General features: G+C 67.9%; 24 protein-coding genes. 16 read left to right on the top strand and 8 right to left on the bottom strand.

The features are described from left to right. Positions 1 to 15 precede the first annotated feature (15 nt). From Q5H94_RS18960 to Q5H94_RS18945, 4 genes are all read left to right on the top strand, one after another. Complete coding sequence (locus Q5H94_RS18960; RefSeq protein ID WP_304562821.1) at positions 16 to 663, top strand: RluA family pseudouridine synthase; 648 nt, start codon at positions 16 to 18, stop codon at positions 661 to 663. A 5-nt stretch (positions 664 to 668) separates the two neighbouring features. Further along, positions 669 to 1094 carry an alternative ribosome rescue aminoacyl-tRNA hydrolase ArfB gene (gene arfB / locus Q5H94_RS18955; protein ID WP_304562820.1) on the top strand — a complete coding sequence of 142 codons (426 nt, stop codon included), beginning with the start codon at positions 669 to 671 and terminating at the stop codon, positions 1092 to 1094. A 52-nt stretch (positions 1095 to 1146) separates the two neighbouring features. Continuing rightward, a complete protein-coding gene (locus Q5H94_RS18950) occupies positions 1147 to 1632 on the top strand; it encodes a GAF domain-containing protein (RefSeq protein ID WP_304562819.1) in 486 nt (161 codons plus the stop codon). A gap of 137 nt (positions 1633 to 1769) precedes the next feature. After that, positions 1770 to 2798 carry an RcnB family protein gene (locus Q5H94_RS18945; protein WP_304562818.1) on the top strand — a complete coding sequence of 343 codons (1029 nt, stop codon included), beginning with the start codon at positions 1770 to 1772 and terminating at the stop codon, positions 2796 to 2798. A gap of 99 nt (positions 2799 to 2897) precedes the next feature. Here Q5H94_RS18945 and Q5H94_RS18940 read toward each other — a convergent pair whose 3' ends face one another. Then, a complete protein-coding gene (locus Q5H94_RS18940) occupies positions 2898 to 4205 on the bottom strand; it encodes a M28 family metallopeptidase (RefSeq protein ID WP_304562817.1) in 1308 nt (435 codons plus the stop codon). Between the two features lie 292 nt (positions 4206 to 4497). On the opposite strand from Q5H94_RS18940, the gene Q5H94_RS18935 reads away from it, so the two are divergent. Beyond that, entirely contained in the window at positions 4498 to 4641 is a 144-nt protein-coding gene (locus Q5H94_RS18935) for a hypothetical protein (protein WP_304562816.1), read from the top strand. 6 nt (positions 4642 to 4647) lie between these two features. Here the strand turns inward: Q5H94_RS18935 and Q5H94_RS18930 are convergent, their stop codons facing one another. Then, positions 4648 to 5103, bottom strand: a complete 456-nt coding sequence (locus Q5H94_RS18930) for a universal stress protein (protein WP_304562815.1) — start codon at positions 5101 to 5103, stop codon at positions 4648 to 4650. A 126-nt stretch (positions 5104 to 5229) separates the two neighbouring features. Here Q5H94_RS18930 and Q5H94_RS18925 point away from each other — a divergent pair, with 126 nt between their 5' ends. The 7 genes from Q5H94_RS18925 to Q5H94_RS18895 are packed head-to-tail and all read left to right on the top strand — an operon-like array spanning position 5230 to position 11632. Continuing rightward, positions 5230 to 6537, top strand: a complete 1308-nt coding sequence (locus Q5H94_RS18925; RefSeq protein WP_304562814.1) for a pyruvate dehydrogenase complex dihydrolipoamide acetyltransferase — start codon at positions 5230 to 5232, stop codon at positions 6535 to 6537. 7 nt (positions 6538 to 6544) lie between these two features. Further along, entirely contained in the window at positions 6545 to 6769 is a 225-nt protein-coding gene (locus Q5H94_RS18920; protein ID WP_304562813.1) for a hypothetical protein, read from the top strand. After that, a complete protein-coding gene (locus tag Q5H94_RS18915) occupies positions 6759 to 7187 on the top strand; it encodes an acyl-CoA thioesterase (protein WP_431312196.1) in 429 nt (142 codons plus the stop codon). Before Q5H94_RS18920 ends, Q5H94_RS18915 begins: the two co-directional genes overlap by 11 nt. Further along, positions 7180 to 8574 (top strand): dihydrolipoyl dehydrogenase, encoded by a 1395-nt coding sequence (gene lpdA / locus Q5H94_RS18910; RefSeq protein ID WP_304562811.1) that lies wholly within the window; start codon positions 7180 to 7182, stop codon positions 8572 to 8574. Before Q5H94_RS18915 ends, lpdA begins: the two co-directional genes overlap by 8 nt. Positions 8575 to 8588: 14 nt before the next feature. Further along, entirely contained in the window at positions 8589 to 9737 is a 1149-nt protein-coding gene (locus tag Q5H94_RS18905) for a PDZ domain-containing protein (RefSeq protein WP_304562810.1), read from the top strand. Then, positions 9734 to 11164, top strand: coding sequence for a hypothetical protein (locus Q5H94_RS18900; RefSeq protein WP_304562904.1), 1431 nt, complete (start codon positions 9734 to 9736; stop codon positions 11162 to 11164). The genes Q5H94_RS18905 and Q5H94_RS18900 overlap by 4 nt, the downstream gene beginning before the upstream one ends. Before the next feature lie 18 nt (positions 11165 to 11182). Then, positions 11183 to 11632, top strand: coding sequence for an MAPEG family protein (locus Q5H94_RS18895; protein WP_304562809.1), 450 nt, complete (start codon positions 11183 to 11185; stop codon positions 11630 to 11632). Here the strand turns inward: Q5H94_RS18895 and Q5H94_RS18890 are convergent. After that, positions 11629 to 12117 carry a bactofilin family protein gene (locus Q5H94_RS18890; protein WP_304562808.1) on the bottom strand — a complete coding sequence of 163 codons (489 nt, stop codon included), beginning with the start codon at positions 12115 to 12117 and terminating at the stop codon, positions 11629 to 11631. The genes Q5H94_RS18895 and Q5H94_RS18890 overlap by 4 nt on opposite strands. 34 nt (positions 12118 to 12151) lie before the next feature. Beyond that, positions 12152 to 13333 carry a hypothetical protein gene (locus Q5H94_RS18885; protein ID WP_304562807.1) on the bottom strand — a complete coding sequence of 394 codons (1182 nt, stop codon included), beginning with the start codon at positions 13331 to 13333 and terminating at the stop codon, positions 12152 to 12154. Between the two features lie 167 nt (positions 13334 to 13500). Between Q5H94_RS18885 and Q5H94_RS18880 the strand changes: the two genes are divergently transcribed. After that, on the top strand, positions 13501 to 13821 hold the full coding sequence (locus Q5H94_RS18880) for a phasin family protein (protein WP_304562806.1): 321 nt from the start codon (positions 13501 to 13503) through the stop codon (positions 13819 to 13821). 81 nt (positions 13822 to 13902) lie between these two features. Here Q5H94_RS18880 and Q5H94_RS18875 read toward each other — a convergent pair whose 3' ends face one another. The 4 genes from Q5H94_RS18875 to Q5H94_RS18860 form a co-directional block, all read right to left on the bottom strand. Then, positions 13903 to 15351 (bottom strand): efflux transporter outer membrane subunit, encoded by a 1449-nt coding sequence (locus Q5H94_RS18875; protein ID WP_304562805.1) that lies wholly within the window; start codon positions 15349 to 15351, stop codon positions 13903 to 13905. Beyond that, positions 15348 to 18578, bottom strand: coding sequence for an efflux RND transporter permease subunit (locus tag Q5H94_RS18870; RefSeq protein ID WP_304562804.1), 3231 nt, complete (start codon positions 18576 to 18578; stop codon positions 15348 to 15350). The genes Q5H94_RS18875 and Q5H94_RS18870 overlap by 4 nt, the downstream gene beginning before the upstream one ends. Before the next feature lie 4 nt (positions 18579 to 18582). Next, entirely contained in the window at positions 18583 to 19812 is a 1230-nt protein-coding gene (locus Q5H94_RS18865) for an efflux RND transporter periplasmic adaptor subunit (protein WP_304562803.1), read from the bottom strand. A 139-nt stretch (positions 19813 to 19951) separates the two neighbouring features. Beyond that, a complete protein-coding gene (locus Q5H94_RS18860) occupies positions 19952 to 20134 on the bottom strand; it encodes a hypothetical protein (protein ID WP_033967126.1) in 183 nt (60 codons plus the stop codon). A 90-nt stretch (positions 20135 to 20224) separates the two neighbouring features. On the opposite strand from Q5H94_RS18860, the gene Q5H94_RS18855 reads away from it, so the two are divergent. From Q5H94_RS18855 to Q5H94_RS18845, 3 genes are all read left to right on the top strand, one after another. Continuing rightward, positions 20225 to 21454, top strand: coding sequence for an NAD(P)/FAD-dependent oxidoreductase (locus Q5H94_RS18855; RefSeq protein ID WP_304562802.1), 1230 nt, complete (start codon positions 20225 to 20227; stop codon positions 21452 to 21454). Between the two features lie 9 nt (positions 21455 to 21463). Further along, complete coding sequence (locus Q5H94_RS18850; protein WP_304562801.1) at positions 21464 to 21949, top strand: nuclear transport factor 2 family protein; 486 nt, start codon at positions 21464 to 21466, stop codon at positions 21947 to 21949. A gap of 68 nt (positions 21950 to 22017) precedes the next feature. Next, on the top strand, positions 22018 to 24250 hold a 2233-nt coding region (locus Q5H94_RS18845; protein ID WP_304562800.1), incomplete at its 3' end, for a TonB-dependent receptor.

Here is a 24250-nt window from a genome sequence, read left to right as displayed (position 1 = left end):
TGGCAAGACGCCAACATGCTTGCGAACAAGGTTCTTTTTCTCGACGGCGAGGCGATCGTCATCGACAAGCCGGCGGGCTTGCCGGTCGATCCCCCGCGCGACGGATCGATCTCTCTCGAAAACCATCTCGGCGGCCTGACCTTCGGGTTCAAGCGCTGGCCGCAGGCGGTCCACCGGCTCGACCGCGACACGTCGGGCTGCCTGCTCCTGTCGCGCAATCCGAAGGCGCATGCGAAGCTGCAACAGGCGTTCGAACAGGGGCTGGTGCAGAAGCGCTACCTCGCCGTGCTGGAAGGCGTGCCGGAGGGCGAGGAGGGCGTGATCGACCTGCCGCTCATCAAGGTCAGCAGCGCGGAAGCGGGCTGGCGGATGACGGGCGATGCGACGGGCAAGGCCTCGCGCACCGCCTGGCGAGTGCTGGCGGTCAAGGATGGCCGCGCCTTCGTCGAGTTCCGGCCCGAAACCGGGCGCACGCACCAGATCCGCGTCCACGCGCTCGAAGGGCTCGGCGCGCCGGTGGCGGGCGACCCGATCTACGGCAACGGGGAGTGCGAGACCCTGCTCCACGCCGCCGAGCTGATCGTGCCGCGCGCCGGCAAGGAGCCGATCACGGCCGAAGCACCTTTGCCCGAACGCTTCATGAAGGCCGGGTTCGGGGCATAGGTGCGATGGTCGCCATCCCCATCACCCGCTCGATCGCGATCGACAGCGAGGAACTGAGCGAGACCTTCGCGCGCGCCTCCGGGCCGGGCGGGCAGCACGTCAACACCACCGACAGCGCGGTGATGCTGCGCTTCGACGTGGCGAACTCGCCAAGCCTGCCCGATGCGGTGAAGAGCCGGCTGGCGGTGCTGGCCGGATCGCGCCTGACGCGGGACGGCGTGCTGATCCTGCGCAGCGAGGGCGCGCGCTCGCAACTGCTCAACCGGCAGGAAGTGCGCGAACGCCTGATCGCGCTCATCAAGGAGGCAACGATCGTCCCGAAGAAACGCCGCCCGACCAAGCCCACCAAGGCCTCGCAGGCCCGCCGCGTCGAGGGCAAGGTGAAGCGCGCCGGCGTGAAGGCCGGGCGCGGGCGCGTGTCGCTGGACTGAGGATTGCGGGCACCGCGCCCCGCCGCCATATCGGGGGAAACCGGAGCTTCCCATGTACGCCTTCGACATCGCCACCGCTTCCAAGACCGAACTCTACCGCGATCTCTCCGCCGCGCTCGATGCGCTGACGGCGGACGAGCCCGATGCCATCGCCAACATGGCCAACATGGCGGCGCTGCTCTGGGAATATCTGCCCGATCTCAACTGGGCGGGCTTCTACCGGATGGTGGGGGGCGAACTTGTGCTCGGGCCGTTCCAGGGCAAGGCGGCGTGCATCCGCATCCCCGTCGGCAAGGGTGTGTGCGGCGCGGCCGCCGCGACGCTGGAAACGCAGCTCGTGGAGGACGTCCACGCCTTCCCCGGCCATATCGCCTGCGACGCGGCAAGCCGCTCCGAACTGGTCGTGCCGATCGTGTATCAGGGCGCGCTGCTCGGCGTGCTCGATCTCGACAGCCCGCTGCCCGCGCGCTTCGATGCAGGCGACGCGGCAGGCTGCGAGGCGCTCGTGCGGCTGATCGCGCCGCGGCTCGCGGGCTGATCCGTGCGCTGACCTGTTCTGGGACACTCCTTAACCAAGCATAAAGATGGCGGAAAACCGTCCGAAAAGGTATCCGATACGTTAATCTTATGAGGGCGCGCGGCCTGTCGCTGCGGCTCAACGGGAGTGAAGTGTCGATGCGAAGCCTTACGATCGCCGCCGTCGCGGTAGCCGCCCTTGCCGGTGCGATGCCCGCCGATGCGCAGCAGACGATCCGCGGCGCCGGCGCGAGCTTCCCGCGCCCCGGCATGTCCGCGCCGTCGATGCCGCGCCCGGCGATGCCCGCGCCGTCGATGCGCCCGATGCCCAACCCGCAGATGCCGCGCCCGGGAATGCCCGCGCCCGGCCGTCCCGGCGGCTGGAGCGGTGGCGCCAACGGCGGCCAGTGGCACGGCGGCACGACCGGCGGCGGTAGCTGGAGCGGCGGGTCCAACGGTGGCGGCCAATGGCATGGCGGCGGCTCCAACGCCGGCGGTGGCCAGTGGCATGGCGGCGGCAACACCGGCGGCGGCACCTGGAACGGCGGCGGCTGGCGCGGCGGGTCGCGCTGGGGCGGCATGACCGGCGGTCGCTGGCAGGGTGGCTGGAACGCGCCGGGCGGCTGGAACGCCTATCGCCGCCCGAGCCGCGGCTGGCGTCTGCCGAGCTATTGGATCGCGCCGAGCTTCTTCATCAGCGATTACGGCCTCTACGGCCTCGCGCCGCCGCCTTACGGCTACAACTGGAGCCGCTATTACGACGATGCGGTGCTGATCGACACGCGCGGCCGCGTCCGTGACTATGTCGGCGGCGTCAACTGGGACGGCTATGCCGACGGCGGTTACGCCGATGACGGCTACGATCAGGGTGCAGCATATCCCGCGCCCGGCTACGGCCCCGGCCCGCGTGCCGGCTATCCCGCGCCGGGCGGCCCCGGCTATCAGCCGCTGCCGCCGATCACGACCAACGGTGGCGTGACGACCTATTCGACCGGCGGCTATTATGCCGGCGGTTATTATTATCCGGGTGCGACGACCACGACGGTGGTGGTGCAGTCGGCCCCGTCGGTCACCACGACGACGACCGAATATGTCGAGCGCACGCGCTACGTCGCCAAGAAGGTCTGGCGCAAGCCGGTTCGCAAGTGGCGCCCGAAGCCCAAGGTCGAGTGCGTCTGCGGCAGCTGAACGAGCTACTCCGGGGGGAGTGAGCGGGCCGGGGAGCGATCCCCGGCCCGTTTTTATGCGTCGATCGCGCCGCACCTGTTCCCCGGCGAAGGCCGAAGTCTACTTACGCGGCTCCGGGCCGGCGAACGTCACGAGGCTCTCCGCCCCGTCCGCGCTGACCGCGCCGACGCCGAAGAAATGATCGTCGACGATCGTGTCCTTCAGCACGCGCGACGTTTCGGTCGCAGGCACGTCGATCGCCTTCTGCCAGTCCTGCGTATCGTTGCGGCGCAAGTGGATGCGATATCCCGTCGCCCCCTCGACCGGCTGCCACGTCACCGTCGTGTCGAAGCTGAGCGCGCCGCCGACCGTCACGCCCGATGGCGCAGCGGGGGCCGAGGCGAGGCGGCGGATCGTGGCGACGTTGATCGCCGTCACCTTGGCGAGATACGGGAAGTCCATCTTGTCGATCGTATCGCCATATTGCACGCCGCCTTCGGTGCGCAGATCCTGGTGCTGCTGCGTCCAGTTCTCCGCGCCGACCGAGAAGCGGATCGCCGGATAGCCCGCCTTCAGGAACGGCTCGTGATCGCCGCCGCGTCCGAAACGGTCGGGCCGCCGGTCGACGAACACGTCGATGCCGCCGGGGATCGCCGCCGCGACGCCATCGACAGCCTTGGCGAGCGCGCGTGAGGGGCCGTCGTCCTCGCCGCCGTTGCCGCGCCGCGCGAGCTGCGCGGGGCCGTCCTCCGCCGCGCGGATGCCTTCGGAAAACACCCGCACCCGGTCCGCGACGCGCACCCCGTTCTGCCCCATCGTATTGCCGACGATATCGTTGTTGAGCATCGCCGAGACGGTCCAGCCCTTTTCCTTCGCCGTGTCCGCCAGCAATTGCCCGCCGAACAGGCCCTGCTCCTCGCCTGAAAAGACGGCGTAGACGATGGTCGCGCGGAATTTCTCCTTCGACAGGATGCGCGCCGCCTCCAGCACGAGCGCCACGCCCGATGCATCGTCGTTGGCGCCGGGCGCGTCTTTCGTGGCGTCCATCACGTCGGATACGCGGCTGTCGATATGCGCGCCGACGATGATGACGCGCTTGGGCTCGGTGCCCTGCTGGAAGCCGAGCACGTCGACGATCTCGACGCCGTTCGGCGCACGCGGGCCGGTGAAGGTCTTGGCGACATTGGCGACGGTGATGCAGCCGCCGCAGCCATCGGCGATGCGGGTGAGCTCGCCGCCCGCCCAGCGCCGCGCCGCGCCGATGCCGCGCACCGGATCGTCGGGCGACGACAGCGTATGGCGCGTGCCGAAGCTCACGAGCTTCTCGACGGAGGCCTTCAGTCGCGCCGGGTCGGGCGCTTCCTTTGCGTGCGCGGGAGAGGTGGCGACAAGGGCGGCGAGCCCGGCGAACAGGGGGAGGGAGCGCATCGCCGCATGGTGCCGGGATCGCGCCGGCGCTTCAAGGCGCGGCACGTGTCGAATTTTTTTACATTTGCCGTGTGCGACGCAGGAGTCGCGCTATTGCGTCGCCGCAGAGCAAAGAGGGACTCATTTCATTGGCGTGACACGAAAAAAATCCGCGGGCGGCTCCCTGTCGGCACGCTATTTGCTGCGGTGCAGTATAAAGCCTTGTTTTTACGAAGAAAAACATGGTTGACGCCGCGATTCGGAGGGAACAAGGCGGATGACGTAAGGGTTAATGTCCCCAGGAGAGAGTGACATGAAACATCAATTGGTCGCCCACGGAAACTACTTCGACACCAAGAAGAGCCATCCCGGCGCGATGCGCGGTATCGCGTACGCGCTCCCCATCTCGATCGCGATGTGGGCGGTGATTGTTTACGGCGTCAGCCTGATCGTTTGATCCCGATCAACTCAGCCGGTCGATCGCGTCGCGGTCGAGCGAGCCGGGAATGATCATAAGCGGGATCGGCAATGATCCTGCGTCATGCCCGGAAAAATGCGCGATCAGCGGTCCCGGTGCGCCGGTCGCCGCCGCCCCAAGCACCAGCGCTGCGATATCGGGATTGGCAGCGATCATCTCACGGATGACCTTCGGCCCGTCGCCCTGCCGCACCGTAATCGCTGGCCGCAAACCCGATTCCTCAACGATGGTGCCAGCGGCGCCGGCGACAAGACCCTCGGCATGCAGCCGCGCCTCTTCCTCGATCGTCGCCTGCACGCCGCCGAACGCAATGAATTCCTGCGGCTCTATAATGGTCAGGATTTCGACACCGCCGCCGGTCTTGGCGGCGCGGCGCGCGGCGAAGCGCAGCGCGATTGCGCTTTCGGGACTATTGTCGATTACCACCAGATAGACGCGCATCGTTTCCGCTCCCACGGCGCGATAGGTGGCGCGGGTACGCCGCCAGCGCAAGTGCATGGTCTTGACCGGAACGGGTTGGAGCGCGAGAGACGGTGCGCCCCAGGAATCGACTGCAAGGACGTCTTCATGCCCATCGAGATCAAGATGCCTGCGTTGTCGCCGACGATGGAGGAAGGCACGCTGGCCAAGTGGCTCGTCAAGGAGGGCGATACGGTCAAGTCCGGCGATCTCCTCGCCGAGATCGAGACCGATAAGGCGACGATGGAATTCGAAGCGGTCGATGAGGGCACGATCGGGAAGCTGACCGTCGCCGCCGGGACCGAAGGCGTGAAGGTCGGCACCGTCATCGCGACGCTGAACGGCGAGGGCGAAGAGGCAGCGCCGGAGAAGGAAGTGGCTTCCAAGGAAGAACCCAAGAAGGAAGAACTGGCCAAGGCGCAGCCCGTGAAGGCCGAAGCGCCCAAGCCGGCCGAGGCGGTCGCAGTGGGCCAGCGGCCCCGTCCCGCCCCGCCCACTGGTCGTACGAACGCAAGCCCGCTTGCGCGGCGGCTGGCCGCCGAAAAGAATATCGATCTCGCGGCCCTGACTGGCAGCGGCCCCAATGGCCGTATCGTCAAGGCCGATCTCGACGGCGCGTCGCCGGGCGCGGCGCCCGCCGAGAAGCCTGCGGACAAGGTTGCAGCGCCCCCCGCCACTTCCGCGCCCGACAAGGCGCCGTCGGCGCCGGTCGCGGGCGTACCCGACATTCCCCACACCGCCGAGAAGCTCTCGGGCGTGCGCAAGGTGATCGCGCGTCGCCTGACCGAATCGAAGCAGACCGTCCCGCATATCTACCTCACGGTCGATATCCGCCTCGACGCTCTGCTGAAGCTGCGCGGCGAGCTCAATGCCGGGCTCGGTGCGCGCGGCGTGAAGCTGTCGGTCAACGATCTGCTCATCAAGGCACTCGCCGTCAGCCTGATGCAGGTGCCCAAGTGCAATGTGATGTTCACGCCTGACCAGCTCATTACCTTCAGTCGCGCCGATATTTCGGTTGCGGTGAGCGTGCCGTCGGGGCTGATCACGCCGATTATCAAGGGCGCGGACACCAAGGGCGTCGCCGCGATCTCGACCGAGATGAAAGACCTCGCCGCGCGCGCCAAGGAGCAGAAGCTGAAGCCCGAGGAATATCAGGGCGGCACCGCCAGCCTGTCCAACATGGGCATGATGGGCATCAAACAGTTCGAGGCGGTCATCAACCCGCCGCAGGGCATGATCATGGCGATCGGCGCGGGCGAGCAGCGGCCCTATGTGATCGACGGCGCGCTCGGCATCGCCACCGTCATGTCGGCGACCGGCAGCTTCGATCACCGCGCGATCGACGGCGCGGACGGTGCCGAACTGATGGCGGCGTTCAAGGCGCTGGTCGAAGCGCCGCTCGCCATGCTGGCGTGAGGCCGGCGTGCGCCGCACGATCGTCGAAGTGCTGTTCCTTGCCCTCGGGCTCAGCGTCGCGGTGGTGATCGCCTGCGCCGCGACCTGGGCGGTGGGCGGCATCAGCCGGACGGTATGGCCGATCGCCTTCGCCGCGATGGCGATCGAGGTATTGTTGCAGATCGGGCCGATCCGTCGCGCCTGGCGTGCCGATCGCGCCGGTCGCGTGCAGACGATTCACAATGATGGCTGAAAGGTCTGAGATCTTGGCCCCCGAAACCGCACCGGCGATCCGCGCGACCGCGATGGCGGCGGACGCGAACCCGTACGGCAATATCTTCGTCGGCTGGCTGATGGGGCAGATGGCGCTCGCCGCCGGATCGGTCGCCTCGCGGCACAGCGGCGCGCAGGCGCCCGTCGTCGCGGCCGACGCCTTCAGCTTCACAGCCCCCGTGCGCATCGGCGACGAGGTGAGCTTTCACGCCGATATCGTCGCCACCGGCCGCAGTTCGATGACGGTCGCCGTCGCCGTGTGGCGCCGCGACCGCCACGGCGAAGGCACCGAGCGCGCCGCGCAGGGGCGTTTCACACTCGTCGCGATGGGGGAAGATGGCCGCCCCCGGGCCATCACCAACGCTACGCTGCAGATCGAAGGAACCGCCAGTGCCTGACACATTCGACCTCGTCATCCTCGGGTCCGGTCCGGGCGGCTATGTCGCGGCGATTCGCGCCGCGCAGCTCGGCCTCAAGACCGCGATCGTCGAGCGCGAGCGGCTCGGCGGCATCTGCCTCAACTGGGGCTGCATCCCGACCAAGGCGCTGCTGCGCACGTCGGAGGTCTATCACTACATCACCCACGCCGCCGACTACGGCCTGACCGTAGAGAAGCCCGGTTTCGACCTGACGAAGATCGTCGAGCGCAGCCGCAAGGTCGCGGGCCAGCTCAACATGGGCGTCAAAGGGCTGATGAAGAAGAACAAGGTCGCGGTCTACGAAGGCACCGGCACGCTCACGGCCAAAGGCAGACTGAGCGTCAAGCAGGGCGACAAGACGACCGAGCTGGAGGCGAAGCACATCATCGTCGCGACCGGCGCGCGCGCGCGCGACCTGCCCTTCGCCAAGGCCGACGGCAAGCGCATCTGGACCTATCGCCACGCGATGGTGCCCGAGGAGATGCCGACCAAGCTGCTCGTCATCGGATCGGGCGCGATCGGCGTCGAGTTCGCCAGCTTCTACAATGACATGGGCGCCGACGTGACGATCGTCGAGATGCTGCCGCGCATCCTGCCGGTCGAGGACGAGGAGGTCAGCGCCTTCATGGACAAGGCGCTGACCAAGCAGGGCATCACGCTGCTGACGGGCACCGGGCTGGAGGCGCTCGACACCGACGGCAAGGGCGTAACCGCGAAGCTGAAAGGCAAGGACGGCAAGGTCACGACCGAGACGTTCAGCCACGCCATCGTCGCGATCGGCATCGTGCCCAATATCGAGAATATCGGGCTGGAGGCGCTCGGCGTCGCCACCGACCGCGGGCATATCAAGGTCGATGGCTATGCCCGCACCAACGTCGAGGGGCTCTACGCGATCGGCGACGTGACCGGGCCGCCCTGGCTGGCGCACAAGGCGAGCCACGAGGGCGTCGTCTGCGTCGAGGCGATCGCGGGCGAGAAGCCGCACGCCTTCGAGACGTGGAACATCCCCGGCTGCACCTATTCGCGTCCGCAGGTGGCGAGCGTCGGCCTGACCGAGGCCAAGGCCAAGGAGGCGGGCCATGAGGTTAAGGTCGGCAAATTCCCCTTCATCGGCAACGGCAAGGCGATCGCGCTCGGCGAGGCGGAGGGCTTCGTCAAGACGGTGTTCGACGCCAAGACCGGCGAGCTGCTCGGCGCGCACATGGTCGGCGCGGAAGTGACCGAGCTGATCCAGGGCTATGTCATCGCGCGTCAGCTCGAAACGACCGAGGCCGAGCTGATGGAGACGGTGTTCGCGCACCCGACCCTCAGCGAAATGATGCACGAGAGCGTGCTGGGCGCATACGGGCGGGCGCTGCATATCTGATACGGGGATGCGTGATGCGGGGTTGGGGGACTCTCATTCTACTGGCCGCGCCGGGCTTGCTCGGCGCGGCGGAGCCGTCCCCGGCGGGCTATGCGAGCGACGCCAAGGCGCTCGATACGCTCATCGCCGACAATTACGCCTATCTCGACCGTTTCCCCGACGGGAAGGCACCGGCCTCTCCGCAGCTCGCGGCGGAGCGTGATGCGGTCCATGACCGCGACAGCCTGCTGCGCTACGCCGAGGATGCGATCACCGCGCTGGCCGATCATCACGCCATCACCGGCAGCTCGTTCAAGGACGATTATGCGCTGGTGCCGACCTATGCCGATCTCTGGATCGTGCGCGGGGCGGGCGGCTATGTGATCGACGCGGTGCGGCCCGACAGCCCGGCGGCGAAGGCGGGCGTCACGGTCGGCGAGAAGCTGGTGGCGGTGGGCGGCGTGCCGATCGACCAGGCGCTTACCGGTTTCTGGGGGCGGATCGGGCTCGACGCGGCGGGCGAGCGCGGACCTTATGGCGCGCGCGTGCTGGCGGCAGGGCGGCGGCACCAGCCGCGCGTGCTGACGCTTTCGGGCACTGGCGGAGCAAAGACGCTCACGCTGCCGAGCCTCTACGACGACCATGTCGATCAGCCGACGCTGACCACCGACGGCACGACGATCCGCATCAACAACAGCCTCGGCGATGCCGCGACGATCGCGGCGTTCGATGCGGCGATGGCGGCGATCCCGGCCAACGCGCCGGTGACGATCGACCTCACCGACACGCCGAGCGGCGGCAACACGAGCGTGGCGCGTGCGGTGATGGGCTGGTTCGTCACCAAGGCCAGCCCCTATCAGGTCCACAATCTGCCGAGCGAGGAACGCGAGACGGGGATCGCGCGGCAATGGGCCGAACAGGTGCTGCCGCGCGCGGGCAAATATCATGCGGGGCCGGTGACGGTGCGCGTCGGCCGCTGGACCGGCAGCATGGGCGAGGGGATGGCGATCGGCTTCGCCGCGCTCGGCAAGCGCGTCTGCGGCACGCGCATGGCGGGGCTGCGCGGCGCGGTCTATGATTTCACGCTGCCGGCGAGCGGCATGACGGTGAAGTTCCCGGCTGAGCGATTGTTCACCGTCGGCGGCGTGCCGCGCGCGGATTTCCTGCCGCTTTCGTGCAAATGATCGGGCGGCTGCCGCTGCTGGCGGCGGCATTGCTGTGCGCGGGGCTGCTCTGGCTCGGCTGGCCGGGCGTGTCGATGTACGACACGGTCGTCCAGTACACGCAGGCGCTGAGCGGCGTGTACGACGACTGGCATCCGCCGGTGATGGCCCGGCTGTGGTCGCTGTTGCTGCCGCTGGGCGGGGGCGCCGCGCCACTGCTGGTGCTGCAGGTTGTGACATATTGGGCCGGGTTCGGGCTGATCGCGGGCGGGCTGGCGCGCGCCGGGCGGCCGCGCGCGGCGGCGGCGGTGATCGTCGCGGGTGCGCTGCCGCTGTTCGCCGCGTGGCAGATCGCGGTGCTGAAGGACACGCAGATGCTCGGCGCGATGCTGAGCGCGGTGGGGCTGGTGGCGTGGTGCCGCTTGCCGGGCCAGCGCGTGCCGGTCGCGGCAGGGGTGGGGGCGGCGGTGCTGCTGGCCTATGCGATGCTGGTGCGGACCAACGCGGTGTTCGCGGTCGTGCCGCTCGGCGTGCTGCTGCTGCCGGGACGGGACGGCTGGTGGGGCCGGTGGTGGGGGCGCGCTTTCGCGATCGGCGTGGGCGTGGCCGCGGTGCTGGCGGTGTCGCCCGCGATCAACCACCGCCTGCTGGCTGCGCAGGTGACGGGGGTGACGCATACGCTGCCGCTGTTCGATCTTGCGGGCATCGCCCATTTCGGCGGCGCGGTGCTGACGCCCGAGGATCGCGCGCTGATCGCGGAGAAGCGGTGCTATCAGCCGTTCTTCTGGGATCCGCTCGGCAGCCCGTCGCGCTGCGGCGTGATCGCCGCGCGGTACGAGGGCGACCGTTCCGGCGCGCTTCACCGCGCCTGGATCGATGCGATCCTGCTGCACCCCGTCGCCTATGCGCGGCACCGGCTCGCGCATCTCAATGCGACCTTGCGGTGGATCGTGCCGGCGGGCTGGACCTCGGCAGCACCTCCGGCGGGATCGGAGCCCAACAATGCCGGGCTCGCCTCGCCCGCGCCGGTCGCGCGCACCCTCGCGGCGGCGGGCGGCTGGATGGCGGAGACGGCGCTCGGCTGGCCGATCGTGTGGATCGTCGTCGCGGGCATTGTGCTGGCGGCGGCGCAGGGGCGCAGGCGCACGCCGCTCGGCGATCTGGCGGTGGTGCTCGCGGTGTCGGCGCTGGCGCTGGAGGCGAGCTTCGCGGTGGTGAGCATCGCGTCGGACCTGCGCTATCACCTCTGGCCGATGATCGCGTCGCTGCTCGCCGCGATCCTGCTGGCGGCGGAGGCGATGCCGAAGCGGCGGACGCTCTACGTCGGCATCGCCCTGCTCGCGGCGGTGATCGTGCCGGGCACGATGGCGCGCCGCAGCCTGCCGTCGCCGCCGCCGGGCTATGCCGCGATGCTCGACTGGAATGACGGCGCACCCGCGCCGCAATAACAACGGGGGAGAGAGACGATGCCGATCGGAATCCTGTGGCCGACTTTCGCGCTGGTCGCGCTGATCTTCGTGGTGTTCGTGGTGATGTTCTATCAGCGCGGGCGCCACACCCGCGCCAACCCGCCGCGCGACAGTGATTTCGCGACGACCGAGGCGGCGATGCGCTATTTCGAGCCGGTCGAAATGCCGGCGAACAACTACCGCAACCTGTTCGAGATGCCGTTGCTGTATTTCGCGCTGGTGCCGCTGCTGCTGATCACGCGGCAGGCCGATCACCTGCAGATCGTGCTGGCCTGGGTGTATGTCATCCTCAGAATTATCCACAGCTTCATCCACATCGGCCCGAAGGTGGTGACGTGGCGCGCGGCGGCCTATGCGCTGTCGGCGCTCGTGCTGATGGCGATGTGGATCGTCTTCTTCGTGGACATGCTCCACGCGCAGGCGGTGATCTCCGCCGCCGGCGGCTAAGCCGCGACGTCGTCCTCGGGCGCGACCGTCGAAAGCACCAGCGGCTTGGGCGACGGCCCCGGGATGACTTCCTGCGCGAGATGCTTGAGCCGGCCGTTGATCGATGCGCCGGTCTCGATCGCGATCGCTTCATATTCGACGTCGCCGTCGATCCGCGCGGCGCGTTCGATCGTCAGGTGGCGTGCGCGCACCGATCCTTCGATCCGGCCGGCGAGCCGCGCCTTCTCCGCCTTGATCGCACCCTTGATGCTGCTCTGCGGACCCTGGACGAGGCAGGCGCAATCGACGTCGCCCTCGATCCGGCCGTCGACATGCAGGTCGGCGGTCGCGGAGATGCTGCCGGTGATGACGATGTCGGGGCCGAGCACGGAGAAGGCGCTGCGCTTGGTCGCGGGGGCGGGCGGCTGATAGGCGGGTTCGGGCACCGGCGTCACTGCGCCCGTGCCGTTCGCCGCCTCGCGGCCGTTGCCTGAAAAGATCGCCATGCCAAATCCCCCGACTCGAAGGGGAGCAGGGCTATCACATCGTCGGGCGTTCGTGCAGCGGGGCGCGGCGGAGCGTGCGCAGCATGAGGGGATTGTCGCCCGCGAGGGGCTTCAAGATCGGTGCGAGGACCAGCACGGTGGCGGTCGCCATCGCGAGGAAGCCGATCGCCACCAGCCACGACGCGCCGAACACGTAGCTGCCGAGCGCCAGCGTCGACCCCGCCTGGATCAGCAGCGCGGCAGCCCACGCGCGCCGTTCCTGCGAGACGATCGCCCAGCCGAGCGCGATCAGGTCGGCGAGGAAGAAATAGCGTTCGTGCATGTGCGGCAGCAGCCCTGCCGTGATCAGCGTCGCGAGCAAGGCGACCGGCAGCATCCGCGCACCCGCCGGCATCCGCGCGGAGAAGCGTGCGACGTAGAGAGCGCTCGCCACCGCCGCGCTGGCGACGGCGAGGCCCGAGAGCGTGGGGGCGATCCGCGGCGCCACGCCCTCGACCACGAACCAGATGTTGGGTGCGTTGAGCGACAGGCCCGGAAAGGTCGTCGCCTGACGGAAATAGATCAGCGCCAGGTCACGCGCAGGCCAGCCGAGCGCGAAGGCCGGAAACATCGCCGCCGCATATCCCAGCGGCGCGAGCAGCCACAGCGCCGGGTTGACCTTGCGGTTGATCAGCACCGCAGCCACGAACGGCGCGAACAGCACCGCCTGCATCTTGAAGGCGAGCGCGAGGCCGCACCACAGCAGCATCGCGCCGTGCTTGCGGCGGATCGCGGCGTCGAGCGCCATCAGGCAGGGGGCGGCCCACAAGGCATCGCTCTGGCCGAGCAGGGCGGCGTTGAGGACCGTGGTGGGAAGCGCCAGCACGAGCGCGGCCCAGCGCGCGGCGTGCGGCGCCTCGAGCGTCGTCAGCAGCCGCCACAGGCTTGCCGCCAGCGCTACCGTTCCGGCGAGCGAGACGAGCTTCACCAAAGTCGCCAGCGGCAACAGGTCGTGCAGCGGGCTGACGATGGCGAGCAGATAGAGATAGGGCGGCGTATAGGCCGCGAACGGCACGGAGAAGGCGTTCAGCGGCCCCTTGGCGATGATATGCGACAGCCAGGGCACGTAATCATAGCCCATGTCCTGCATGTTGATCGGCCAGAACAGCACATAGAACACCAGCGCGGCGGCGAGCGACACGGGGACGGGCGGCGGCAGGATCTTCGTATCGGCCAAGGCGGTATTTCCGTTGCTGGCCCCGACCGTCGCACGCGCATGGTTAGCGCCCGGTAAAGAAACGTTGCGGGGGAGCGTGTTCACGTTGCTGTCGGGCCGCCAAGTGATATGCTCGCGCCAGCGATGACCGGCGACGAACGCCGGCGTCCGTCCGCAGGAGATGTCCGATGGCTGACCTCAAAGACTTCACCGAACCCGCCCGCAAGGCCGCCGAAACGATGCGCGAGACTGCGCGCGAATCCGCCGAGAAATTCGTCGACGGCGGATCGACGCTCGGCCTCAAGATGCTCGACCAGGCCGAGACCAACACGCGCCAGGCCTTCGCGGCGATGCGCGCGGCGGCGGAGGCTAAAGATCTGTCCGAGGTGATGAAGATCCAGGGTGATTTCATCCGCGAACAGGGCGGCCGATCGATGACGCAGGCGCGCGAGATCGGCGAGCTGATCCTGCAATTCGGCCGCGAAGTCGTGGTGCCGCCGAAGAAGTAGTCCCAATAACCGTTCGTGCTGAGCGAAGTCGAAGCACGTGTTCGGGACACGTCCTTCGACTTCGCTCAGGGCGAACGGAATCTATTGGGACGTGGGCACCGGCCGCGTGTCGCCCGGTGCCACGTCGAGGGAGGCGTCGCCGCCGAGTGTGCGGTAGAGCGTAACCAGGTTGGTCTCCGCGGCGAGTTGCGTCGCGACCTGCGTGCGGCGGGCGGAATAGAGCGATTGCTGCGCGGTCAGGCTCTGCAGGAAGCTGTCGATGCCGCCCTTGTAGCGCGCGTCGGAGAGTTTGTAATTGTCCGACGACGAGGCGACCAGATCGGCCTGCGCCTTCAGCTGATCGGCGATCGTGCCGCGCCTTGCGAGCGCGTCGGAAACCTCGCGGAACGCCGTCTGGATCGCCTTTTCGTACGTCGCGAGCGCGGCATCGCGCTGCGCCTCGGATTGTCGCACCCCGGCGCGGCCCGCGCCTGCGCGGAAGATCGGATAGTTCACGCTCGGCGCGACCGAATAGTTGAACGCGCCGCCCGTGAAGAGGTTCGACAGCGCGGTGCTGCTGAACCCCGCCAGCGCAGTCAGCGAGATCGTCGGGAACAAGGCCGCGCGCGCCGCGCCGATCTCGGCATTGGTGGCGCGCAGTTCGTATTCGGCCTGCAGCACGTCGGGACGGCGCAGCAGCACGCGCGAATCGAGCCCGGCGGGCAGTTCGGCGACGCTCTTGCCCGCTTCCTCGATCGAGGCGGGGAGGAGCGCCGCATCGACCGGCGCGCCGACCAGCAGTTGCAGCGCGTTGACGTCCTGCGCGAGCGCCGTCTTCTGCTGCGCGAGATCGGACTCGGCGGTGCGCAGCACGATCTGCGCCTGGTCGAGATCGGTGCGCGGCGCGATGCCGCCCGACAGCCGCCGCCCGGTCAGCGTCACGCTCTGCTTCGCGTTTGCCGCGGTCTGCTCGGCGATGGCGAGCAGGCTCTTGTCGGAGGCGTAGGTGAGCCAGGCGGTGGCGATGTCGCCGACCAGCGTGAGGCGCGTTGCAGCGGCCCCCGCCTCGGTGCCGAAATAGCGGTTCAGTGCGGCGTCGTTGAGCGATCGGATGCGGCCGAACAGGTCGATTTCCCACGCGGTCGTGCCGACGCTGACGCTGGTGGTGTTGGCGATGCTGCCCGCCGCGCCGCCATTGTTGTTGACGCCCGCGCCGCTGTTCTTGCGGTAGGTGTCGCTGGCTGCGGCATCGATGGTGGGGAACAGGTCCGCGTGCTGAATGCGGTACGCCGCGCGCGCCGCCGCGATATTGGCGGCTGCGACGCGCAGGTCGCGATTGTTGACGAGCGCCTGCTCGACGATCCGCTGCAACCGCGCATCGCGGAAGATGTCGCGGTAGCCGATCGCGGGAAGCGGCGCGGTATCGGCCTTGGCATAGGCATCGCCCGCAGGCCATGCCGGGGGCACCGGGGTTGCGGAACGCACGTATTTCGGTGCCATCGTGCAGCCGCCGAGAAGCGCCAGCGCGATCAGGGGGGCGACGTGCCTCATGCTGCGCCCTCCGGCTTGGGCTCTTCGTGGTGCGGATCGTCGTGATGCAGGCGCGATCGCACCGCCTTCATCCCGTCGCGCACGCCGCGCCGCACCAGCACGAAGAACAGCGGGATGTAGAAGATCGCGAGGATCGTCGCGGTCAGCATTCCGCCGATCACTGCCGTGCCGATCGCGACGCGGCTGTTCGCGCCCGCGCCGGTCGAGATCGCCAGCGGCAGCACGCCGAAGATGAAGGCGAAGCTCGTCATCAGGATCGGGCGCAGACGAATCCGCGCGGCCTCCAGCGCGGCCTCGATCACGCGCTTGCCCTGCTTTTCGGCAGCTTCGGCAAATTCGATCATCAGGATCGCGTTCTTGGAGGCAAGGCCCATCGTCGTCAGCAGGCCGATCTGGAAATAGACGTCGTTCTGCAAGCCCCGCAGCGTGACGGCGAACACCGCGCCGACCAGCCCAAGAGGAATGACAAGCAGCACCGCGACCGGGATCGACCAGCTTTCATACAGCGCGGCAAGGCACAGGAACACGACGAGCAGCGAGATGCCGTAGAGGTACGGCGCCTGTCCGTTCGACAGCCGCTCCTGATAGGACAGGCCGCTCCACGCGACGCTGGTGCCCGGAATCTTGGCGGCGAGTTCGGTCATGATGTTCATCGCCTCGCCCGAGCTTTGGCCCGGCGCGGACTGGCCGGAAATCTCGTAGGACGAAATGCCCTGGAAACGCGCGAGCGAGTTGGGCGCGGTCGCCCAGCTCGTCGTCGCGAACGAGGAGAAGGGCGCCATCGTCCCCGTCGACGTGCGCACGAACCATTTGCCGATGTCTTCGGGTTCGGAACGATATTCGGCGTCGCCCTGCACATAGACGCGCTTCACGCGGCCGCGATCGTTGAAGTCGTTGACGTAGCTGCCGCCCCAGGCGGTCGACAGCGTCGCGTTGACGTTGGCCTGCGTGAGGCCGAGCGTGCTGAGCTTGAGCGGATCGACATCGACCTTGAGCGTCGGCTGGTCGTCGAGATCGGTCGGGCGCACGGCGGAAAGGCGGCTGTCCGCGCGCGCGGCGGCGAGCAGTTTGTCGCGCGCGGCCTTGAACTCGACGCGGCTCATGCCGCCGGTATTCTGCAGCTCGAGCGTAAAGCCGTTGCCCTGGCCCAGGCCGCGCACCGCGCCCGGCTGGATCGCGTAGAACTCGACATCGCGCAAACCGCCCAGCGCCTTGGTCGCGCGCTGCGTAATGGCGGGCGCGCCGTTGGCAGCGCCGCTACGTTTGTCCCAATCGGCCAGGGCGACGAAGCCGCGGCCCGCATTCTGGCCGCCGCCCGCGCCGCCGCCACCGCCGCCCGCGATCGTCAGCAGGCCGGAGACGTTCTTCTTCTCCTGCGTCAGGAAGTATTTCTCGATCTCCTTCTGCGCGATCATCGTGCTGTTGATCGTTGCGCCGGGCGCGAGATTATACTGCAACTGCGCGATGCCCTGATCCTCGGTCGGCAGGAACCCGGTCGGCAGGCGCATGAACATGATCGCCAGAATCGCGACGACGCCCGCGTAGATCAGCAGGAACAGCCATTTGCGATCGACGACCGTGCCGACCGCGCCGACATAGCGATCGGTCGTCCTGGCGAACGCATCGTTGAACCAGCCGGTGAATTTTTCCCATTGCCGCCCGAACCAGGCGGGAATGCCCCACAAGGCATGGGAGCGCGCCTTCTGCCGCTCCTCTTCGCTGCGGCGCTTCAGCATGTGCGCGGTGAGCGCAGGCGTCAGCACCAGCGCGACGATCACCGACAGCACCATCGCCGAGACGATCGTGATCGAGAATTGCTTGTAGATGACGCCGGTCGATCCGCCGAAGAACGCCATCGGCAGGAACACCGCCGACAGCACCAGCGCGATCGCGACCAGCGCGACGGTGATCTCGTCCATCGACTTGATCGTCGCATCGCGCGGGGACAGGTCGGGATCCTCGTCCATCAGGCGCTCGACATTCTCGACCACGACGATCGCGTCGTCGACGAGCAGGCCGATCGCCAGCACGAGGCCGAACAGCGTCATCGTGTTGATCGAGAAGCCGGCCAGCGCGAACACGCCGAAGGTGCCGAGCAGCACGACCGGCACCGCGATCGTCGGGATGAGCGTCGCGCGCCAGCTTTGCAGGAACACGAACATCACGATGACGACGAGGATGATCGCCTCGATCAGCGTGATGACGACCTCGTCCACCGACAGTTTGATGAACAGCGTCGAGTCCTGCGGGAAGGCGTAAGCGAAGCCGTGCGGGAAATTCTTGGATTGCCGCGCGAACTCGGCCTTGACGAGCTCGGCGGTCGACATGGCGTCGGCGCCGGGTGCCAGGCTGATCGCGAAACCGGCACCGGGATGGCCGTTGTAGCGGCTGACGACGCCGTAGCTTTCCGAACCCAGCTCGACACGCGCGACATCGCCGACGCGCACCGCCGATCCGTCGGGCTGCGTCTTGATGACGATGTTGCGGAACTGCTCGGGCGTGGACAGGCGCGACTGCGCGGTGACGGTCGCGTCCAGCACCTGTTCGGGCGGGTTCGGCGCGCCGCCGATCTCGCCGGCGGCGACCTCGGCATTCTGCGCGGTGATGGCGGTGGTGACGTCGCTCGGGATCAGCGCGTAGCTCGCCATCTTGTCGGGGTTGAGCCAGATGCGCATCGCATATTGCGCGCCGAACACGTTGGTGTCGCCGACGCCTTTGATACGGCCGAGCGCATCCTGCATGTTCGACACGAGATAATCGGACACGTCCTGGTTGGTGACGCGGTCGGTCGTGTCGTAGATCGCGGCGACCATCAGGAAGTCCGGGTTGGACTTGGTGACGGTCAGGCCCTGCTGCTGCACCTGTTGCGGCAGGCGCGTGATCGCCTGCTGCACCTTGTTCTGCACCTGCACCTGCGCGATGTCGGGATCGGTGCCCTTCTGGAAGGTGGCGTTGATCGTAACCTGGCCGCGCGAGGTCGAACTCGTGCTGAAATAGAGCAGCCCGTCGAGCCCGGTGAGCTGTTGCTCGATCACCTGCGCCACGCTGTTCTCCAGCGTCTGCGCGGAGGCGCCGGGATAGGTCGCGCGGATATTGACCTGCGGCGGGGCGACGTCGGGATATTGTTCGATCGGCAGCGAGTAGATCGCGCCGATGCCCGCCAGCATGATGATGATCGCGATCACCCAGGCGAAGATCGGCCTGTCGATGAAGATCCTGGAGATCACGCGCTCAGCCCTTCGACGAGGCTGCGCCCTGCTTGGGTGCCTCGATCTTTTGCGCCTGGCTGGCGGGGACGGGCTTTACGGTAAGGTTGGGCTTGGTCTTGCCGACGCCCTGCACGATCACCTTGTCGCCGGGTTTGAGGCCCGCCGTCACCACCCAGTTGGCGCCCGACGTGCGCGGCGCGGTCACGGTGCGCAGCACGGCCTTGTTGCCGTTGACGACGAACACCGTCGCCTCGCCCTTGGCTGTGCGCGCGACGGCCTGCTGCGGGACCAGGAAGGCGTTCTTGTCGATCGACTGCGCGAAGCTGGCGCGGACGAACATGCCGGGCAACAGCAACCCCTGCGCGTTGGGGAATTGCGCGCGTACCGTCACCGTGCCGGTGGTGGCATCGACCACGACTTCGGAAAACTCGACACGGCCGGAATAGCCATAGTCGCTGCCGTCCTCGAGCTTCAGCTTGACGGCGGCCGAGGCCGGCGTCTCCCCGCCCGAGGCGAGTGCCTTGCGCAGGCGCAGCAGGTCGGCGGACGATTGCTGGATATCGACGAAGATCGGATCGAGCCGCTGGATCGTGGCGAGCGGATCGGCCTGGCTGGCGGACACCAGCGCGCCGACCGTGAACAGCGAGCGGCCGATGCGGCCGGTGATCGGCGCGGGCACGGTGGTGAAGCGCAGGTTGATGCGTGCGGTGTCGAGCGCCGCGCGCTGCTGCGCGACGGTCGCGCTCGCCTGTTTCGATGCGGCGAGCGCGTCGGTGTAGTCCTGCTTCGCCACCGCCTCGATATCCGCGAGCGGCTTGTAGCGATCGGCCTTGATGCGCGAGCTTTCGGCCAGCGCCTGCGCGCTCGAAAGATTGGCCTGCGCCTGGTTGGCGGAGGCGCGGTAGAGGCTCGGGTCGATCTGGTAGAGCGGCTGGCCCTTTTTCACCAGCGTGCCTTCGGTGAAGAAGCGGCGATAGATGACACCCGAAACCTGCGGGCGGACTTCCGAGCTTTCGAAGGCGGTGGTGCGCCCCGCGAGTTCGGTGACGACGGGGACATTGGCATATTGCGCGATGACATAGCCGACTTCGGGTGGGCCGGACGGGCCTCTGCGGCCGCCGCCCGTACTGCCGGATCCCTGCGAGCCTGATCCCGAACAGCCCGCCAGCAAAGCGGCGGAAACCAGGATTGCGAGGGTTGCTGGGAAAATCGGAAAGGCTGCAGGCGAACGGGAAGTCAGGTCGGGCGTCATTCTATCTCCAGCGCGAAATCCGTCCCGGACCATGCGATCGCCGTTGCTGCTGCGCAACGGACGGCCAAACATGCGGATACCGCGTTCCGTTCCGGACCTTACTCTACAAATTTTGCAGCGCAACATGCCCGATTCGGGCTTACCGCAGCTTGGCGATGGTGAGCCCGTCGGCCTTGGCGCGATCCTTGGTGGATTCCTCGCTGCGTTTCAGCGCCTTGGCGATGGCCTTGAGCGCCATGCCTTTCTTCGCAAGGGTGTGGAGCTTCTGGATCTCGTCGGTGGTCCAGGGCTGGCGGTGGCGTTCGAATCGGTCTTCGCTCATCGCGAAAGGGCTACGCCAATCGGAAGAAACGCGCCATCTCGACATGAGGGGCATCGTGCCGCAGAGGAGCGGGACAGGATGGAGGACGGCTTGAAGCGCTTTGACGTCGTGATCGTGGGTGCGGGACATGGCGGCGCGCAAGCCGCGGTGGCGCTCAGGCAGAACAAGTTTGCGGGCACGATCGCGATGATCGGCGACGAGCCCGAGCTGCCTTACGAACGCCCGCCATTGTCGAAGGAATATCTGGCGGGCGACAAGGAATTCGAGCGTATCCTGATCCGCCCTGCGAAATTCTGGGATGAGCGCGAGGTGGCGACGTTGCTCGGCTCGGCCGTCGTGAAGGTCGAGCCAGCCGCGCACACGATCGAGACCGCGAGCGGCGAGACGATCGGCTACGGCACGCTGATCTGGGCGACGGGGGGCTCCCCACGCAAACTCGTCTGCTCTGGCCACAGCCTGAAGGGGGTCCATGCGGTGCGCACCCGCGCCGACGTGGACCAGCTTATGCGCGAACTTCCAGAAGTTGAGCGCGTCGTCGTCATCGGCGGCGGCTATATCGGGCTGGAGGCGGCGGCGGTGCTGACCAAGTTCGGCAAGCATGTGACGGTGCTCGAAGCGCTCGACCGCGTGCTGGCGCGCGTCGCCGGCGAACCGCTGTCGCGCTTCTACGAGGCGGAGCACCGCGCCCATGGTGTCGATCTGCGCACGGGCGTGGGCGTCGAATGTATCGAGGAGGCTGACGGTGCCGCGACCGGCGTACGCCTTGTGGACGGCGAGATCCTGCCCGCGCAGATGGTGATCGTCGGCATCGGCATCATCCCGGCGACGGCGCCGCTGATCGACGCGGGCGCGGAGGGTGGCAACGGCGTTGCGGTCGACGCGCAATGCCGCACCAGCCTGCCCGATGTCTTCGCGATCGGCGACTGCGCGGCGCATTCGAACCGCTTCGCCGATGGTGCGACGATCCGGCTGGAATCGGTGCAGAATGCCAACGACCAGGCCAGCATCGTCGCCAAGACCATCGTCGGCGAAGAGGTTCATTACGAAGCGGTGCCGTGGTTCTGGTCGAACCAATATGATCTGCGCCTGCAGACGGTAGGGCTTTCGACCGGGCACGACGCGCTCGTCGTGCGCGGCGACGTGGCGGCGCGCAGCTTCTCGGTCGTATATCTGAAGGCGGGCCGCGTGATCGCGCTCGATTGCGTCAACGCGACCAAGGATTATGTCCAGGGCCGCGCGCTGGTGCTGGCGGGTGCGGCGATCGATCCGGCGCGCCTTGCCGACGCAGGCGTGCCGCTCAAGGAAATGATCCCCGCGTAAGGAATATATATGAGCCTGTTGCTTGCCGCCGCCCTGCTCGCGGCCCCGCAGAAAGCCACCGACAAACTGCCGCCCGCCAATCCGGTGCCCTATACCGAACAGGATACCGCCGCGGTGCTGGCGACGGTCGAGACGCTGCTCGGTGCGATCGGCACGCACGATCCGAAGGCGGGCGCATCGGTGGTGCGGCCCGAAGGCGTGCTGACCGCGGCCAAGGAGAATGCCGACGGCACGCGCTCGGTCATGCGGCTCACGCTCGGCGAGCTGGTCGCCGCCTTCGCCAGCGGTCCCGCCGGCGCGAGCGAGACGATGAGCGATCCGGCGGTCGAGATCGACGGCGATATCGCGATGGTGTGGGCGCCCTTCGTCTTTCGCATCAACGGCCAGGCGCATCATTGCGGCGTGAACCATTTCGACCTGCTGCGCGAAAACGGCGCATGGAAGATCGTGACCATCACCTATTCGTCGCGCACGACAGGTTGCGGCGCACAATAATCCCGATACTGGCATAATCTTGCGACAATCGACGGGCATTTGGCGATCGTCTCTTGGGGATTGCCTGTATGCGTCGTTCGTCTGTTCTGCTGACTTTGCTTCTCGGCGGCCTGCCCGTCGCCGCGCTCGCGCAAGCTGCGCCGCCTTCGCCGCAACAGACCGCGCCCGAGGATGACGAGACCGGCGGCGAAGTCGTCGTGCGCGGGCAGAAGTTGCCCGGATCGGTGCAGGGCGACATTCCGCCCGAACTGACGCTGAGCCCGGCCGATATCCGCTCCTACGGCGTCAACTCGATCTCCGACCTGCTTACTGAACTCGCGCCGCAGACGCGCAGCGATCGCGGCAGCGGCGGTGCTCCGGTCGTGCTGCTCGACGGCAAGCGCATCTCGAGCTTCGCGGAGATCCGCGATATCCCGACCGAGGCGATCCAGCGCGCCGAGATCCTGCCCGAGGAAGTGGCGCTCAAATACGGCTACCGCGCCGACCAGCGCGTGGTGAACATCGTGCTGCGCCGCCGCTTCCGCGCGCTGACCACCGAGTTGACCGACACGTTGCCGACGGCGGGCGGCAGCAACACGCCGCAGGTCGAGGTCGATGTGCTCAAGATCGGCAAGGGCACGCGCGCCAACCTGCACCTGTCGTACAAGGACACTGCCGCGCTGACCGAGGACGAGCGCGGCATCGTGCAGCCGCCGAGCAATTTCGCGATCGGCGGCAACGTCATCGTGCCGAACGGCGACGGCACCAGCAGCGTGCTGGGCGTGCCCGCGTCCGCTGCGACGACGCGGCCCGCGCTCGGCAATTTCGCGACCGCGGCGAACACCAGCGGCCTCGGCGCGTATCGCACGCTGATCCCGTCGAGCAACGATTTCGTCGCCAACGCCGTCTATGCGACGTCGATCGGCAAGGCGAGCGCGTCGTTCAACGGCCGGATCGAGGCGACCAGCAGCCAGTCGCTGCAGGGCCTGCCGACCGTCGCGCTGAGCCTCCCGGCGGGCAATCCGTATTCGCCCTTCGCGAGCAACGTGACGCTGGACCGCGCTCTGCGGGACGGGTTCCTGCCGCTGAGCCAGAAGAACTCGTCGGTGATCGGGCATCTCGGCGCGACCTTCAACGGCGCGCTCGGCAAGTGGCAATGGTCGTTCATCGGCACGTTCGACCGCACCGACAGCGAGACTTTCACCGATACCGGCATCGACGCGGCGACGTTCCAGTCACGGCTCAACGCGGGCGATCCGACCGCCAATCCCTATGGGCCGCTCGCCGGGCTGGTCGGGTCGTCGCCGGTCAATCAGGCCTATTCGACCGCGCAGACGCTGGCCGGCGACGGCCTGCTGAGCGGCGCGCTGTTCAAGCTCCCGGCGGGCGATGTTTCGACCAGCATCAAGATCGGTGCGCAGACCAACAGCTTCGACAGCCGCTCGGTCCGCAACCTCGTCGATGTGCGCGGCAACGTCGGGCGCGATATCGCGAGCGGGCAGATCAATATCGACGTGCCGCTGACCAGTCGCTCGAAACAGGTGCTGGGCGCGATCGGCACGCTGTCGGCCAATTTCAATTATGCGGTCGACCGGCTTTCCGACTTCGGCACGCTGACGACGCTCGGCTACGGTATCAACTGGGCACCGATCCCGGCGTTGCGCATCCTCGCCTCCGCCACCGACCGCGACGATGCGCCGACGCCGCAGCAGCTCGGCAATCCGCAGATCACCACCGCCAACGTGCGCGTGTTCGATTACGTCAACGGCACGACCGCCAATGTGACGACGATCAGCGGCGGCAATCCGTCGCTCAAGGCGAGCAGCGCGCATACCCGCAAGCTGGAGGCGACGCTGAAGCCGTGGGCGTCGAAGGACATTTCCTTCTCCGCCAACTATGTCGATGTGCGGACCGAGAACCCGACCGTCAGCTTCCCCGGCGCGACGGCGGCGATCGCGGCGGTGTTCCCAAATCGCTTCACCCGCGATGCGGCGGGCAATCTGACCCGCGTCGACCTGACGCCGATCAACTTTGCCGAGACGAGCCGGTCCGAGCTGCGCTGGGGCGTCAATTTCTCGGTGCCGCTGAAGTCCAAGATCCAGAAGGAGTTCGAGGCGTTCCGTGCCGGCAAGGGACCGAACCCGCTGGAGGGGCTGTTCCCGAACGGGCGCGGGCCCGGCGCGGGCGGACCCGGCGGGCCGGGCGGCGGCGGCGAGGGGGCGCGCGGCGTGGGCGCCGGAGGCGACGCGGCGGCGGGGCGGGGCAGGCGGGGCGGCGGGGGGGCCGGGGGGCGGGGGCGGGGGCGCGGGAGAGGGGGGTGCG

The sequence above is a fragment of the Sphingomonas immobilis genome (assembly GCF_030580995.1).
Classification (GTDB): Bacteria; Pseudomonadota; Alphaproteobacteria; order Sphingomonadales; family Sphingomonadaceae; genus Sphingomonas; species Sphingomonas immobilis.
This window is presented reverse-complemented; position numbering and strand designations above follow the sequence as displayed.

Bases quoted from the DNA above. Each gene is read 5' to 3' on its own strand.
- Q5H94_RS18960 (WP_304562821.1), top strand. From the start codon at position 16: ATGCTTGCGAACAAGGTTCTTTTTCTCGACGGCGAGGCGATCGTCATC.
- arfB (WP_304562820.1), top strand. From the start codon at position 669: ATGGTCGCCATCCCCATCACCCGCTCGATCGCGATCGACAGCGAGGAA.
- Q5H94_RS18950 (WP_304562819.1), top strand. From the start codon at position 1,147: ATGTACGCCTTCGACATCGCCACCGCTTCCAAGACCGAACTCTACCGC.
- Q5H94_RS18945 (WP_304562818.1), top strand. From the start codon at position 1,770: ATGCGAAGCCTTACGATCGCCGCCGTCGCGGTAGCCGCCCTTGCCGGT.
- Q5H94_RS18940 (WP_304562817.1), bottom strand. From the start codon at position 4,205: ATGCGCTCCCTCCCCCTGTTCGCCGGGCTCGCCGCCCTTGTCGCCACC.
- Q5H94_RS18935 (WP_304562816.1), top strand. From the start codon at position 4,498: ATGAAACATCAATTGGTCGCCCACGGAAACTACTTCGACACCAAGAAG.
- Q5H94_RS18930 (WP_304562815.1), bottom strand. From the start codon at position 5,103: ATGCGCGTCTATCTGGTGGTAATCGACAATAGTCCCGAAAGCGCAATC.
- Q5H94_RS18925 (WP_304562814.1), top strand. From the start codon at position 5,230: ATGCCCATCGAGATCAAGATGCCTGCGTTGTCGCCGACGATGGAGGAA.
- Q5H94_RS18915 (WP_431312196.1), top strand. From the start codon at position 6,759: ATGATGGCTGAAAGGTCTGAGATCTTGGCCCCCGAAACCGCACCGGCG.
- Q5H94_RS18905 (WP_304562810.1), top strand. From the start codon at position 8,589: ATGCGGGGTTGGGGGACTCTCATTCTACTGGCCGCGCCGGGCTTGCTC.
- Q5H94_RS18900 (WP_304562904.1), top strand. From the start codon at position 9,734: ATGATCGGGCGGCTGCCGCTGCTGGCGGCGGCATTGCTGTGCGCGGGG.
- Q5H94_RS18895 (WP_304562809.1), top strand. From the start codon at position 11,183: ATGCCGATCGGAATCCTGTGGCCGACTTTCGCGCTGGTCGCGCTGATC.
- Q5H94_RS18890 (WP_304562808.1), bottom strand. From the start codon at position 12,117: ATGGCGATCTTTTCAGGCAACGGCCGCGAGGCGGCGAACGGCACGGGC.
- Q5H94_RS18880 (WP_304562806.1), top strand. From the start codon at position 13,501: ATGGCTGACCTCAAAGACTTCACCGAACCCGCCCGCAAGGCCGCCGAA.
- Q5H94_RS18875 (WP_304562805.1), bottom strand. From the start codon at position 15,351: ATGAGGCACGTCGCCCCCCTGATCGCGCTGGCGCTTCTCGGCGGCTGC.
- Q5H94_RS18865 (WP_304562803.1), bottom strand. From the start codon at position 19,812: ATGACGCCCGACCTGACTTCCCGTTCGCCTGCAGCCTTTCCGATTTTC.
- Q5H94_RS18860 (WP_033967126.1), bottom strand. From the start codon at position 20,134: ATGAGCGAAGACCGATTCGAACGCCACCGCCAGCCCTGGACCACCGAC.
- Q5H94_RS18850 (WP_304562801.1), top strand. From the start codon at position 21,464: ATGAGCCTGTTGCTTGCCGCCGCCCTGCTCGCGGCCCCGCAGAAAGCC.